Here is a 12,735-nt window from a genome sequence, read left to right as displayed (position 1 = left end):
GGTGCGGTACGTCAACGAGCGATGCGCTCGGGCTGGACCGCGCATAACCGCCTCTCGGGACCCCTAAGCTGCCGATATGAGCAGCGACCTGCACGGAAGAACTCTCCGCCTCGAACTCGCCGACCAGAATCTACGCGACTGGGAAGCGGTGGTGCTCGAAGCGTCGCCAGAAGGGATCGTGCTCAGCAAGTCGGCATTCTATCCGGGTGGAGGCGGCCAGCCCGCCGATCACGGAGTGCTGATATGGCAAGGCGTGGAGACCAGGATCGCCGGCGTGCGCAAGGGCGATGACCTCTATCTGATTCCCGCCGAGGGCGACCCGCTGCCGCCGCCCGGCACCACGGTTTCGGCCGCTGTGGCGGACGACCGGCGGTCCGCCCTGATGCGTACCCATTCGGCGCTGCACGTCCTTTGCGGTGTGGTCTTCCGCGATTATGGCGCTCTGGTCACCGGCGGCAACATGGAGCCGCTGAGCGCGCGAATGGACTTCAACCTGCCCGAGGTGCCGCAGGGGTTCAAGGAGGCGGTGGAGGCGGCCTGCAACTCCGAGGTGGTCGCCGACCGGCGGATCGACGTCCGGGTGCTGCCGCGCGCGGAGGCGTTCGAGATCCCCGACATCATCCGTACCGCGACCAACCTCGTCCCTGAGTCGGTGCAGGATGTCCGGATCGTCGACATCGTCGGCCTGGACACCCAGGCGGACGGCGGTACGCACGTCGCCTCCACCAAGCAGATCGGCCGCATCAAGGTCGCCAAGATCGAGAACAAGGGCAAGGGCTTCCGCCGCCTGCGCATCGCCGTCTCCGACTGAGGCCGTGTGCCCCATGGGCCAGGGTCACCTGCGGTGGAAGCGGCGGTGGAGTTCGCGTACCTCGTCCACCAGCTCGGGCACGGGCCCTTCGACGATCACGCCGGGGGCGACCTCCCGCACCGGCAGCGGCCGTACCGGACCGGCCGGCACACCCCATTCGGCCAGCCACCCGATGAGCTGGGCCGACGAGCACACGTACACGATCCGGCCGAGGCCCGCCCAGGCGTGCGCGGCCGAGCACATCGGGCAGTGCTCGCCCGAGGTGTAGACGGTCGCGGCGGCGCGCTCGCGCGGGGTCATGTTCGCGCCCGCCCAGCGGGCCAGCTCGAACTCCGGATGCCGGGTACGGTCGCCGGACGCCACATGGTTGTGGTCTTCGGCCAGCGCCGTGCCGTCCGCCCCGGCCAGCACCGACCCGAACGGCTCGTCACCGACGTCCAGCGCCTGCTTCGCCAGCTCGACACACCGCCGCAGATGCCGCAACTCCGCCTGCCCGATCATGATGACCCCATCCCCCGATCCCCAACCCCCGGACCCCTCGCACCCGAATCCGAATACCAGATGTGCGACTTCCCGGTAATGCTAGAGGTTCGCGACCCACCCGCCGGTGAACGGCGTCGGGGAATGGTCGATCACAAAGCCCCTCCCCCCCTTAAATCCCCGCTTCACACGAAAAGTTCTAATTTTCATGAAATATCGCAATCAATACCGTGTGTCCGTTGCCACCTTCGGATTCTCGGTAGGCTGACCTGCCATGGCGGGATCTCTTATGCGCCGGGCGGCCGTCCGTACGACCTCCGGTCTGGCGGTCATGATCGCTTTCGGCACGGCGCTCTCCACGGCTTTTCTCCTTGCGCTGCCCACCTCCACGGCCGCCGCGCACAGCGCGGCCGGGGTGATCAAAACGGACGCCGTCGAGCTGACCCTCCGCCCCGGCGGGGTGGTCCACGTCAAGGAGACCGTGACCTACGAGGGCGGCGCGCCAGCCAGGACGTTCGTCACGCGGACCAGGTACGACGACGCGAACGACCGCCTCTACACGATCTCCGGCCTCAAGGGCGACGGCAGGCTGGCCGGCGACACCATCACCGTCACCGGCGGCCCCAGCGGCACCGCCACGCTGGAGTACGACGTCAAGGGCGTGATCACCCCCATCGGCGGCGGCGAGGAGCTGCGCTGGCACGCGGCGGGCGGCTGGTCGGCGCGGGTCGAGCAGGCCACCGTCAAGGTCGCCGGCAGCGCGCAGATCCAGAACCTCTCCTGCGTGGCCGGCCCGCTCGCCTCCGCCCTGCCCTGCACGGCGGCCTCGATGGACCACACCGGCGCGACCGGCGACTTCGAGCAGCAGGGCCTGGGCAGCGGCGAGACGCTCACCGTGATCATGGGCTACCTGAAGGGCACCAGCGGCGGCACGCCGATCCTTGAGCGCAGGTTCGAGCTGTCCAACGCGTTCACGGTGAACGCGGTGACCGGCGGCGCGCTGGCCGGGCTGCTGGTGGTACTGCTCGGCGGCGTCGGCCTGCTGTACTGGACCAGGGGCCGCGACGCCCGCGTGGTCGGGCACGAGTCCGGCGCACTGGACCCGCTGCGCGACGGCCACTTCACCCCGCCGGACGGCGTGCGCCCCGGCCAGGTCGGCACCCTGCTCGACGAGCAGGCCGACGTGATCGACGTGACCGCCTCCATCGTGGATCTCGCCGTACGCGGCTACCTGCGGATCGACGAGCAGCCGCGGCAGACCTACGACGCGCCGGACTGGATGCTGGTCAAGCTCCCGGACGCCCCGGTCTCGTCGCTGCTGCCCTACGAGCGGGCGCTGTACGACGCGATCTTCGACGGTCGCGACGCCGTACGGCTGTCCGACCTGCACGGTTCGTTCGCCGCCGGGCTCGCGGGGGTGCGCGACGCGCTCTATTCCGACGTCGTCACGCAGGGCTGGTTCGCCCGCCGCCCGGACGGCGTACGGACCCGCTGGACGATCGCCGGGGCCGCGCTCACGGTGGCGGGGGTGCTCGCGACCGTGGCGCTGGCCTGGTTCACCACGTACGGCCTGCTCGGGCTGGCCGTCATCATCGCGGGCGCGGCGCTGGCCATGGGCGGGCAGTACATGCCGGCCAAGACCGCCAAGGGCGCGGCGGCCCTCGCCCACACCCTCGGCTTCCGTGAATATCTGGCCGCGGGCGACCTCGACCGGGTGCCACCCGACAAACGGGTCGAAGTGTTCTCCCGCTACCTGCCCTACGCGGTCGTCTTCGACAATGTGGACCGCTGGGCCCGGGTGGTGGCCTCGGTCAACGGCAACGGCCACCCGGCGGACAACCTGTACTGGTACCACGGGCCGGCCGAGTGGGACCTGTCGAAGTTCGCCGGGTCGATGCGGACCTTCACCACCACCACCTCGGGCGCGATCTCGGCCGCCCGGCAGTTCAGAAGCCTCTAACACCACAAACCGCTAACGGACCCGGATCTCACCGACCGGGCCACCGCCGCCGAGCACCGCCGGCGCGGCGAGTTCGTCGAGCGCAGGGGCGGTCACGCCGAGGGCCCGCAGCGCGGCGACGGTGGCGGGCACCCTGGCCCGCGCCCCGCCGTCCTCGATCTTGACGGCCGCGGCCCTGCCGTCGTCCAGGGCGAAGGCGTCGAAGCCCTCCGCGCCCGCCTTCAGCAGCAGCCCCGGTACGGCCCGCATCAGCGCCGCCTCCGGCCGTTCGGTGCCCGAGGTCCAGTGCGGATGGGCGCGCATCGCGTCGGCGATCCGGCGCTCGGGCGTGCCCTCCGCCGCCGTGCCGAACGCCCGGAACGCCCGGACCACACCGACCATCGACACGAAGAACAGCGGCGCGCCGCAGCCGTCCACTCCGGAGGCGGCGATCCGCTCGCCGGTGAGTTCGGTGACGGTCGCCCGGATCTCGCGTTGCAGCGGGTGGGCCGGGTCGAGGTAGCCGGCCGTCGGCCAGCCGTGCAGCACGCAGGTGGCCAGCATGGCGGCGTGCTTGCCGGAGCAGTTCATGGTGATCCGGGCGGCCTCGCCGCCCGACCGCAGCACCTGCCGCCGCGACTCGGCGTGCTCGGGCAGGTCGGCCGGGCAGCCCAGGGCGTCTTCGCCGAGGCCCGCGCCGGCCAGGATCTTGCGTACGCCGTCGGTGTGGAACGTCTCCCCCGAGTGGCTGGCACAGGCCAGCGCGAGGAGTTCGCCGTCGAGGTCGAGCCCCGCGCGCAGCATGCCGAGGGCCTGGAGCGGCTTCATCGACGATCGGGGGGACACCAGCGCGTCCACCGGCCCGTACGCCGCGACGACCGACCCGTCCGCCCCCGCCGCGAACACCCGCGCCCGGTGCACGGACTCCACGAAGCCGGAACGTACCACCTCGATGACCAATGTCTCCATATCGCCCCTCTATCGCCCGTCTCCCCGGATGAGTGTAAGCAGCGGCCCGGCTGGCAGAATTCGCAGGCATGCGAGCAGTGGTGCAGCGGGCGAGTTCCGCGTCGGTGTCGGTGGACGGTTCGGTCGTGGGCGCGATCGACGAGCCAGGGCTGCTGGTGCTCGTGGGCGTGACGCATGGCGACACACCCGCCGAGGCGGGGCGGCTGGCCGCCAAGCTGTGGGGGCTGCGCATCCTGCACGGCGAGAAGTCGTGCTCGGACGTCGCGGCCCCGCTGCTGGTGATCAGTCAGTTCACGCTGTACGGCGACGCCCGCAAGGGCCGCCGCCCGACCTGGCAGGCGGCGGCCCCGGGGCCCGTCGCCGAGCCCCTGGTGGACGCCGTGGTCGCCGAGCTGCGCGCGCTCGGCGCCCACGTCGAGACCGGCGTCTTCGGCGCGGACATGCGGGTCGCGCTGGTGAACGACGGGCCGATCACCCTGATCGTGGACGTGTGAGCCTCAGCACAACCGGCGGCGAGCCTCAGCGCAACCGGCGGCGCAGCGCCGGGTCGACCGCCACGTTGCGGCCCGCGTCGGGCGGCACGACGACCTCCTGGGTGGCGGCCACACCGTCGGCGAGCAGCGTCGCCTCCACCGGGACCGTGCGCTTGACCACGGCCAGCGCCACCGGCCCCAGCTCGTGGTGGCGCGCGGCGGTGCCGACGAAGCCGACCGTCTCGCCGTCATCGGCGCTGACGGGCGCGCCGTGCGCGGGCAGCTTGTCCACACTACCGTCGAGGTGCAGGAACACCAGGCGGCGCGGCGGATGCCCGATGTTGTGGACCCGGGCCACGGTCTCCTGGCCCCGGTAGCACCCCTTGGACAGGTGGACGGCCGGCCCGATCCAGCCCACCTCGTGCGGGATGGTCTTGTGGTCGGTCTCGAAACCGAGGCGCGGCCGGTGGCCGGCCACCCGCAGCGCCTCGTAGGCCCACAGCCCGGCCAGGCGCAGGCCGAGGTGCTTTTCCAGCTCGGCGCGCGGCAGCAGCACGTCGTGGCCGATCGCGATGGCGCCCTCGGGCAGCGGCAGGTCATCGGCCATGTGCGAGACCACGGCATAGCGGGCGGTCTCGTCGGCCACCTCGACGCGCAGCATGAACCGCATCCGCTCCAGCCAGTCGACCAGCGCGGCGCCCGCCCCGGGATCGACATGGCCCCACACGGTCTTTCCGTCGTCCACGAGCGTCAGGTGATGCTCCACCCGGCCCTGCCCGTCGAGGAACAGCGTCTGCGCGGGCTCGCCGGGCTGGAGGATGTCGAGTTTCTGCGAGGTGAGGTCGTTGAGCCAGCGCAGCCGGTCGGGGCCGGTGATCGAGACGACCTCGCGGTTGCTCCGGTCGACCACCGCCTCCCCGGCCGCCAGCGCACGCTGCTCGGCGTACGGCTCGCCGTAGTGGGCGGCCACTCCCGCGTCGGGGCCTTCGGCGGCCACCGCGCCTGGCGTCTTGAGCAAAGGGCTGGACATGGCACTCAGATTACTTGCACGCCCGGCAGCGGCCGAAGACGGTCAGGTGGTGGACGTCGGTGTCGAAGCCCAGCTCGGTGTCGAGCGTGGTGACCAGGCTCTGCACCAACTCGGGACGGATCTCGGTCACCTCGCCGCAGCCCCGGCACACCAGGTGGACGTGGTCGGCCTCGGCCGCCAGGTGGTAGGTCGGAGCGCCGTGCCCGAGGTGGGTGTGGGTGACCATGCCCAGCTCTTCGAGCAGCTCCAGGGTGCGGTAGACGGTCGAGATGTTGACCCCGCGGGCGGTCTCGCGGACCCGGACGCAGATGTCTTCGGGGGTGGCGTGCTCCAGCTCCTTGACCGCCTCCAGGACGAGCTGACGCTGCGGCGTCACCCGATAGCCGCGGGAGCGAAGCTCCTCATGCCACGACGTCTCGGTCATGACTGAAGTCTAGGTCTTTCCCGGGGCGATGGGGCCAGAGCCGCAGCGCTTCCGAACGCGCGTCCGCATAGCCTAATGGGGTGATCTATACCGAAACACCAGTTACCGATGCCATACGGCAGGCCCTTGTCACCACCTGGGGAGTGGACGGGCAAGAGGAGCGGCTGTTCGGCGGGGAGGAGTCCGCGGCCTACCGGATCGGCGACCACGTCGTCCGGATCGGCCCCACCTGGCGGGGCTCGGCCGAGATCGAGTGGTGTCACGCCGTCGCCCGGCACGCCGCCGCCACGCTCCCCGAGGCGGTGACCCCGGTTCCCACCCCGGACGGGGCGACCGTGATCCGGGTGGAGGGCCGTCCGGTGTCGTTGTGGCCGTACATCGAGGGGGCCTGGCCCGACGCGGAGGTGCCCGCCCAGCGCGAGCAGGCCGCGCGGCTGCTGGCCCGGCTGCACCGGGCGCTCGCCGACGCCCGCCCCGGCCCGCGTCCCGTCCCCTCCTTCGCCGAGCACGGCCTGTACGGCCCGTCCGACGTGCCCGGCCCCGCCGACGGCCTGCCCGATCCGGCGCTGGACCGGTGGCTGGCCGAGTTCCACCGCACGCACACCCGGCGCCACCCGCTGCACGGCGACTACTACGCCGGCAACACCCTCATCCACGACGGCGTCATCACCGCCGTACTGGACTGGGACGAGACGTTCGTCGGCGCGCCGGAGCTGGAACTGGCCTCCGCCGCGCTCGAATGGGGCGAAGACGACTTTCCGGCGGGCGGCAAGGAGTTCATCTCCTGCTATCTGGAGGCCGGGGGCACCGCGGAGGAACTGGACGAGGAGAGCTTCGCGCAGCTTCTGCGGCACCGGCTGCGCCGGGAGTACGCCTACTTCACCAAGGTGGCCGCCGAAGGCGTCGTCCACGACGAGGAAGACCTCGAATACCACCGCGCCCGCGTGGAGCTGTTCCACCGGCTGCGGCCCTGATCCACCCCGGGGCCCCGCGCCGGAGCTTGGTGATCATTGTGACAATTCGTGGTCATCCTGTTACTCTCTGCCATCTGCCCTTCGTGCGACGAACGGCGAAGGGGATCACCTCCCACACCAGAACAGGGACGGACCGATGCAGAGATTCCAGAAGTTCGCGGCGGTCGCCGCGGCCGTGGCCGCGATCGTGACCGCCTCGGCGGGCGCGGCCCTCGCCGGCACCGGCGACCACGACGGCGGCCCGGGCGGCCTGCTGTCCAACGTCTCCGGCCGTAACTCCTCCGGCCACGCCAACCTGTGCGGCACGGGCAAGATCGCCCTGGTCAAGGACCGCACCTGCGTGACCAAGGACCAGCACCACCACGGGGGCGACGTGACCGGCCCGAGCGGCGGCACGCTGTCCAACCTGCTGTTCGCCCGCAACGCCTCCGGACACAGCAACAACTGCGGCAACGAGACCATCGCCGTGGTCAGCCGGACGACCTGCATCACCAAGTAGGGCCCACGGCACACCCCACAGGGGGCACGCGATCGGGGCCGCACCGCCGGCGGCCCGCGATCCGGCCCCCGGTCCGCCCGCCCCCGGCAGTTCAGCGAGGTGTTGATGGAAACGACGGCGTCGTTGTGCATCGGCGCGGTGGTCCCGCGGACCGGGCGGCTGGCCCGGCTCGGCGATCCGCTGGCGTTCGTCCTCGGGCGGCTGGCGCCCCGGCTGCCCGCGGTGGGCGGCCGGCCGGTGCGGGTCGCGGTGCGCGACAGCCGGTCCGACCCGGTCCGGGCCCGGCGGGCGGTGCGCGAGCTGGCCGCCGACGAGGGCGCGCACATCGTGCTCACCATGGCGGGCACCCAGGTGCTGCCCGCGGTGGCCGACACCTGCGAATCCCTCCGGGTGCCGTGCGTGTCCACCACGTTCCCCTGGCAGGCGTACGTCCACCGGCGCGACATCGACCGCCAGGACCGCTTCCGGTGGACCTACCACTTCGCCTGGGGACTGGACGACATCGCCGCCGTGTTCGCCGAGATGTGGGACCTGCTGGCCCCCGGAGGGCCGGTCGGCTGCCTGTGGAACGACGGCCTGCACGGCCGGCTGATGCGGCACACCCGCCACGGGTTCACCGCCACGGCGGGGGCGCGCGGCCACACCCTGGTCGACCTCGGCGGCTATTCCGAGCCCGCGGCGCGGTTCGACCCGCAGGTCGAGCGCCTGCGCCGGTACGACGCCGACATCGTCACCAGCGCCGCGACCGGCGCCGACCTCGCGACCTTCCACCGCCAGGCACTCCAGGCGGGGCTGCGCCCCCGGCTGATCACCAGCTCGCGCTGGCTCGCCTACCCGCACCGTCGGCAGGCGGGTGAGGAACTGGCCAGAGCCCGCGTGGGCACCCTGGTCTACTGGACGCCCGCCCACCCCTACCGATCCTCGCTGGACGGCACGACCGCCGCCGACCTGGCCTGGGCCTACCAGCACGGCACCGGCCACCCCTGGCTCCAGCCGCTCGGCCTCGCCCACGCCCTCGTCGAGGTCGCCTGGCACGCCCTGGCGGGCGCCGCCGACCCCGCCGACCGGGCGGCCATCGCCCAGGCGCTCGCCCGCACCCGCCTGACGACCATCGCGGGCCCGCTCGACTGGACCGGCGGCCCCACGCCCAACATCGCGCTGGTGCCGCTGATCGGCGGTCAGTGGCGGCCGACCCGCGACGGCCACGAGCTGGCCGTGGTCACCAACACCGCCGTGCCCGAGGTGCCGATCAGCGCCGATCTGGTCCCCGCCTGGTGACCTTTACCGTACGGCGGCGCGCCCCGAACACCGCCGCCGTACGGCTTGCCCCGCTCACCCACCGCTAACGGGTCGAACGGGGAGTAATCACACCTTTGCCGTCACTGGGTGTATCCACCTGTGACCCGCCGTTAGCGTTGAAGTCGTAGATCACGCGCCGTTCCGGCGCTTTCGGTTCCGTAGGCCCGTTTCGGCGCTCGTCCGGCCCAGGTTCGACCGACCAGGGCCCTTTCCGCAGAAACACGGGGTGATCCCCATGCTCAGGAACACTCTCGCCACACTGGCCCTCACCGCCGCGACGCTCGTCGCGCCGGCGGCGGCGACGGCGACGGCGACGGCACAGACCACCGCGGCGCCCGCGCAGTCCGCCATGGTCTCGACGACCATGAGCTGCGCCACGGAAACCCAGCAGTGCCGGTGGCGCTGGTGGAAGAAGCGGTGGTGCAAGTTCTGTAAGCGGCACGGCAAGTGGGTGCGGGTCGAGTGCAGGAGGCACCGCTAGGACACGGCCAGGACACGGCCTGGGCCGGGCGGCGCACCGCCCGGCCGTCCCGTTCACCAGGTGACCCAGGCGGCCGTCGCGTCGTCGTGCGCCTTGCCGTACTGGGGACCGTGCTCGCGCTCGGCGGCCCTGACCTGCGCGATCAGCTCCTGCGGCCCCTCCGTCCCGGCGGTCGCGACCAGGTGCCGCCACGGCCTGCCGTACCAGTCCACCAGCCGGGATATCCCGTCGCTGACCAGCAGGGCGGCGGTCACCGACGCCCGGTCCACCGTGCCGGTGACCGCCTCGTGGGCCGCTTCGGGCGCGGTCGAGGCCACCCAGAACCCGCCGGGCCGGTTGCGGTGCGCCCGCACCAGCGCGTCGCCGTACGGCCGGCCGCCGGGCAGCCGTTCGACCCGATCGTCGTGGACCACGGTCGGCTCGCCGCCGGTCCGGCACAGCACGAGCGGCGAGTCGCACAGCACCAGGTAGTCCAGCGCGTCGCCGCGCTCGCGCAGCACCGTCACCGTGGACGACGGCGAGTCGGGATCGCCGAGGTCGCAGGTGCCGGCGTGCGCGGCCATGGTCTCCTCGATCGCCCGGGCCACCAGGCCGGGCAGCGGCTCGTCGGGGCGGGCGCAGAGCCCGCCGGCCAGGGCCGCGCCGAGCCGGGCGACCAGCCAGCGCACGTCGTGGACGCAGCCGGTGCGAACGCCCGGCAGGACGGTGGCCCCGTCGAGTACGAACGCCCAGGTGGGCGCGGCGACCACGAGGTCTTCGTTGCGGTCGGCGCCCGGCGCGGTCGCGAAGGTGACCCGCATCGCGCTACGCCCCGCCCGGCCGGCGTGCCGTCTCGAACCCGGACAGCATGGCGTCGAGCGCGAACCCGAACCGCGCCGCCGGCTCACGCCCGGCCGCGACGGCCGCGCTGAGCAGCGGGAACTCCCCCGGTGTCAGCCCCGCCGAGAGCAGCGCCGGGTCGGGTTCCTCACCCCGGCCCGAGGCCACCTGGGCCGCCACATGGCCGACGACGAACCCGATCACCGAGTAGAGGATGTCCAGTGCGGTGCCGGGCGGGAAGCCCGCCCGGCCGAGCGAGGTGAGCGCGTCCTCCATGGCACGCAGGTTACCGGGGGTGATCGCGGGGCGGGTCACCACCAGCGGGAACAGGTTGGGGTGCGCGAGCAGCGCGGCGGTGAGCGCGCCCGCGTATCCGCGCAGGTCGTCCCGCCATGAGGGGCCGCCGAACTCGGCGGGAGCGGCCCGGGTCAGCAACCGCTCGACCAGCCCGTCGAGCAGGGCGTCCTTGCCGGGCAGGTGATGGTAGAGGGTCATCGCCTCCACGCCCAGTTCCGCGCCGAGCCGGCGCATGGACAGCGCCTTCAGGCCCTCGCGGTCGGCCAGTGCCAGGGCGGCGTCGAGTACGGCCTGGCGGGTGAGCCCCGCGCAGCGTGCCCGCCGCGTCGGCCGCGGTCGCCGGAGCCGTCGCGGTCGTCCAGGTGTGGCGGCGGCGGCCGTGACCGTCCCCGGCCATGGGCGGAAAACGGGTTTTCCGGCCCGGTCCTCACCTGAGACGATTAAAGGATGGGACGCGGCTTTGAAGAATTGCTGGCCGAGGCCGAGGCGGCCCCCGTCGCGGGGTGGGACTTCTCCTGGCTGGACGGCCGGGCCACCGAGGAGCGCCCCTCCTGGGGCTACCAGCGCCAGATGAGCCGGCGGCTCGCCCGGGCCACCGCCGCGCTCGACATCCAGACCGGCGGCGGCGAGGTGCTGGCCGGGGCCGAAATACTGCCGCCGACCATGGCCGCCACCGAGTCATGGCCGCCCAACATAGCCAAGGCCACCGAGCTGCTCCATCCCCGCGGCGTGGTGCTCGTCGCGACTCCCGACGAGCCGCCGCTGCCGTTCGGCGACGCCGCGTTCGACCTGGTGACCAGCCGCCATCCGGCCACCGTGTGGTGGACGGAGATCGCCCGGGTGCTCCGCCCCGGCGGCACCTACTTCGCCCAGCACGTCGGCCCGGCCAGCGTGTTCGAGCTGACGGAGTTCTTCCTCGGGCCGCAGCCGGAGGAGATCAGGCGCAGCCGCCACCCCGACCTCGAGTCCGCCGACGCCCGCGCGGCCGGCCTGGAGGTCGTCGAAACGCGCCCGGAGCGGCTGCGGATGGAGTTCACCGACATCGGCACGGTCGTCTACTTCCTGCGCAAGGTGATCTGGATCGTCCCCGGCTTCACCGTCGAGCGCCACCGCGCCCGGCTGCGCGACCTGCACGACCGGATCGAGCGGGAGGGCCCGTTCGTCGCCCACTCCGCCAGGGTCCTGTTCGAGGCCGTAAAGCCGGCCTGAAGGGCCGTGAGACGGGTGTCCGGCCTCCAGGCGATCCGATGATCGTTGGTTTCCGTGCCGGCACGTCCAGGGCGGTGTCGTTCGGGGCGGTGTCGTTCGGGGCGGATGGGTGCCCGGTCAAAAAAGGTTTGCCGTGGTTTGCGGCCGGGACATATCGTGCAAGCACGCGGAAAGGAGGTGGTCCAGACAATGGTTGATCATTATTGGGCTAGCGAGGTGGGAGTCCGTTAGGACTCGCTGACTCCGGACCTAGGTCCGGGCGTCTGGCGACGTCCGGCGAGTACAAGGCAACCACCGGAACCCCGGGCAGCCGGAAGGCGCATCGCGCCTGTTGGTCCATCCGGCCCATCCGCATCAAGCGGGTGGAGCGCGCCCGGGGTTCTTCATGCCCGCGCACCGGGCGCTCTGCTCAGGACTCCTCGCCGGTGAACTCCGCCACCTTCTTCAACTCGGCCGACATGTGCGGCTGGATCCCGTGCCCCATCGCCGCCATCTCATAGGCCCACATCAGGTTGCCGTTCACCAGCCCGTACAGCCGGCGGCCCGCCGCGTACTCCTTGGCGGTGCCGGTACGCGCCACCACGTCCGTGGCCAGCTCGACCTTGTTGAACACCACCTCGCCGAGGTAGATCTCCACGATCCCGGTCGGGTGCGCGAGCATCACCTCGACCTGGCGCTCCGGCTGCGCCCGCCAGTAGCCGGTCTCGGTGGCCAGCGGGCGCACTCGCCCGCCGTCCTCGTCCAGCAGCCAGGTGCGGCTCACATAGCTCAGGAACGGCTTGCCGTTGTGCCCGAAGACGATCTCCTGGCCGAACCGGATGCTCTCCATCGTCGGGTATCCGCCGACCCCCGCGCCCTCCCACCGGCCGAGCAGGAAGGCGAGCGGTTCGAGGTCGGCATGCATGTCAGGTAGGCCCATAGGACAGGAGCCTAGAGCCACGCGGGAGCGGGGGTGTGCCATCACGACCGGGCCGAAGCCTCTAAATTGGTCAGCCATGTCACCACATCGCGCCAATCTCCCCGGAAACCCC

General features: G+C 72.1%; 15 protein-coding genes. 8 read left to right on the top strand and 7 right to left on the bottom strand.

Annotated elements, in window-relative coordinates:
* Positions 1 to 76: 76 nt before the first annotated feature.
* Entirely contained in the window at positions 77 to 811 is a 735-nt protein-coding gene (locus ACH34R_RS04330) for an alanyl-tRNA editing protein (protein ID WP_397559978.1), read from the top strand.
* Between the two features lie 24 nt (positions 812 to 835).
* Here the strand turns inward: ACH34R_RS04330 and ACH34R_RS04325 are convergent, their stop codons facing one another.
* Positions 836 to 1,312 carry a nucleoside deaminase gene (locus tag ACH34R_RS04325; protein ID WP_397559977.1) on the bottom strand — a complete coding sequence of 159 codons (477 nt, stop codon included), beginning with the start codon at positions 1,310 to 1,312 and terminating at the stop codon, positions 836 to 838.
* Positions 1,313 to 1,565: 253 nt separating this feature from the next.
* On the opposite strand from ACH34R_RS04325, the gene ACH34R_RS04320 reads away from it, so the two are divergent.
* Entirely contained in the window at positions 1,566 to 3,251 is a 1,686-nt protein-coding gene (locus tag ACH34R_RS04320; RefSeq protein ID WP_397559976.1) for a DUF2207 domain-containing protein, read from the top strand.
* A gap of 12 nt (positions 3,252 to 3,263) precedes the next feature.
* On the opposite strand, the gene ACH34R_RS04315 is transcribed toward ACH34R_RS04320, so the two are convergent.
* Entirely contained in the window at positions 3,264 to 4,199 is a 936-nt protein-coding gene (locus tag ACH34R_RS04315) for an asparaginase (protein ID WP_397559975.1), read from the bottom strand.
* A 68-nt stretch (positions 4,200 to 4,267) separates the two neighbouring features.
* On the opposite strand from ACH34R_RS04315, the gene dtd reads away from it, so the two are divergent.
* Positions 4,268 to 4,693: a D-aminoacyl-tRNA deacylase gene (gene dtd / locus ACH34R_RS04310; RefSeq protein WP_397559974.1), complete on the top strand. Its 426-nt coding sequence runs from the start codon at positions 4,268 to 4,270 to the stop codon at positions 4,691 to 4,693.
* Positions 4,694 to 4,718: 25 nt separating this feature from the next.
* Here dtd and ACH34R_RS04305 read toward each other — a convergent pair whose 3' ends face one another.
* Both ACH34R_RS04305 and ACH34R_RS04300 read right to left on the bottom strand, forming a co-directional pair.
* On the bottom strand, positions 4,719 to 5,702 hold the full coding sequence (locus tag ACH34R_RS04305) for a YgfZ/GcvT domain-containing protein (RefSeq protein WP_397559973.1): 984 nt from the start codon (positions 5,700 to 5,702) through the stop codon (positions 4,719 to 4,721).
* Between the two features lie 10 nt (positions 5,703 to 5,712).
* Positions 5,713 to 6,126: a Fur family transcriptional regulator gene (locus ACH34R_RS04300; protein ID WP_111169468.1), complete on the bottom strand. Its 414-nt coding sequence runs from the start codon at positions 6,124 to 6,126 to the stop codon at positions 5,713 to 5,715.
* Positions 6,127 to 6,269: 143 nt separating this feature from the next.
* On the opposite strand from ACH34R_RS04300, the gene ACH34R_RS04295 reads away from it, so the two are divergent.
* The 4 genes from ACH34R_RS04295 (at position 6,270) to ACH34R_RS04280 (ending at position 9,379) form a co-directional block, all read left to right on the top strand.
* Complete coding sequence (locus ACH34R_RS04295) at positions 6,270 to 7,100, top strand: phosphotransferase enzyme family protein (protein ID WP_397559972.1); 831 nt, start codon at positions 6,270 to 6,272, stop codon at positions 7,098 to 7,100.
* 136 nt (positions 7,101 to 7,236) lie between these two features.
* Positions 7,237 to 7,599, top strand: coding sequence for a hypothetical protein (locus ACH34R_RS04290; protein ID WP_397559971.1), 363 nt, complete (start codon positions 7,237 to 7,239; stop codon positions 7,597 to 7,599).
* 105 nt (positions 7,600 to 7,704) lie between these two features.
* Complete coding sequence (locus tag ACH34R_RS04285) at positions 7,705 to 8,877, top strand: ABC transporter substrate-binding protein (RefSeq protein WP_397559970.1); 1,173 nt, start codon at positions 7,705 to 7,707, stop codon at positions 8,875 to 8,877.
* Positions 8,878 to 9,133: 256 nt separating this feature from the next.
* Positions 9,134 to 9,379 carry a hypothetical protein gene (locus ACH34R_RS04280; RefSeq protein ID WP_397559969.1) on the top strand — a complete coding sequence of 82 codons (246 nt, stop codon included), beginning with the start codon at positions 9,134 to 9,136 and terminating at the stop codon, positions 9,377 to 9,379.
* A 53-nt stretch (positions 9,380 to 9,432) separates the two neighbouring features.
* Here the strand turns inward: ACH34R_RS04280 and ACH34R_RS04275 are convergent, their stop codons facing one another.
* Entirely contained in the window at positions 9,433 to 10,179 is a 747-nt protein-coding gene (locus ACH34R_RS04275) for a protein phosphatase 2C domain-containing protein (RefSeq protein ID WP_397559968.1), read from the bottom strand.
* 4 nt (positions 10,180 to 10,183) lie between these two features.
* A complete protein-coding gene (locus ACH34R_RS04270; RefSeq protein ID WP_397560453.1) occupies positions 10,184 to 10,768 on the bottom strand; it encodes a TetR/AcrR family transcriptional regulator C-terminal domain-containing protein in 585 nt (194 codons plus the stop codon).
* A gap of 174 nt (positions 10,769 to 10,942) precedes the next feature.
* On the opposite strand from ACH34R_RS04270, the gene ACH34R_RS04265 reads away from it, so the two are divergent.
* Positions 10,943 to 11,704, top strand: a complete 762-nt coding sequence (locus ACH34R_RS04265) for a class I SAM-dependent methyltransferase (protein WP_397559967.1) — start codon at positions 10,943 to 10,945, stop codon at positions 11,702 to 11,704.
* Between the two features lie 409 nt (positions 11,705 to 12,113).
* Here the strand turns inward: ACH34R_RS04265 and ACH34R_RS04260 are convergent, their stop codons facing one another.
* On the bottom strand, positions 12,114 to 12,623 hold the full coding sequence (locus ACH34R_RS04260) for an FABP family protein (RefSeq protein ID WP_397559966.1): 510 nt from the start codon (positions 12,621 to 12,623) through the stop codon (positions 12,114 to 12,116).
* Between the last annotated feature and the right edge of the window lie 112 nt (positions 12,624 to 12,735).

Source organism: Spongiactinospora sp. 9N601, assembly GCF_044326295.1.
Taxonomy (GTDB): Bacteria; Actinomycetota; Actinomycetes; order Streptosporangiales; family Streptosporangiaceae; genus Spongiactinospora; species Spongiactinospora gelatinilytica.
This window is presented reverse-complemented; position numbering and strand designations above follow the sequence as displayed.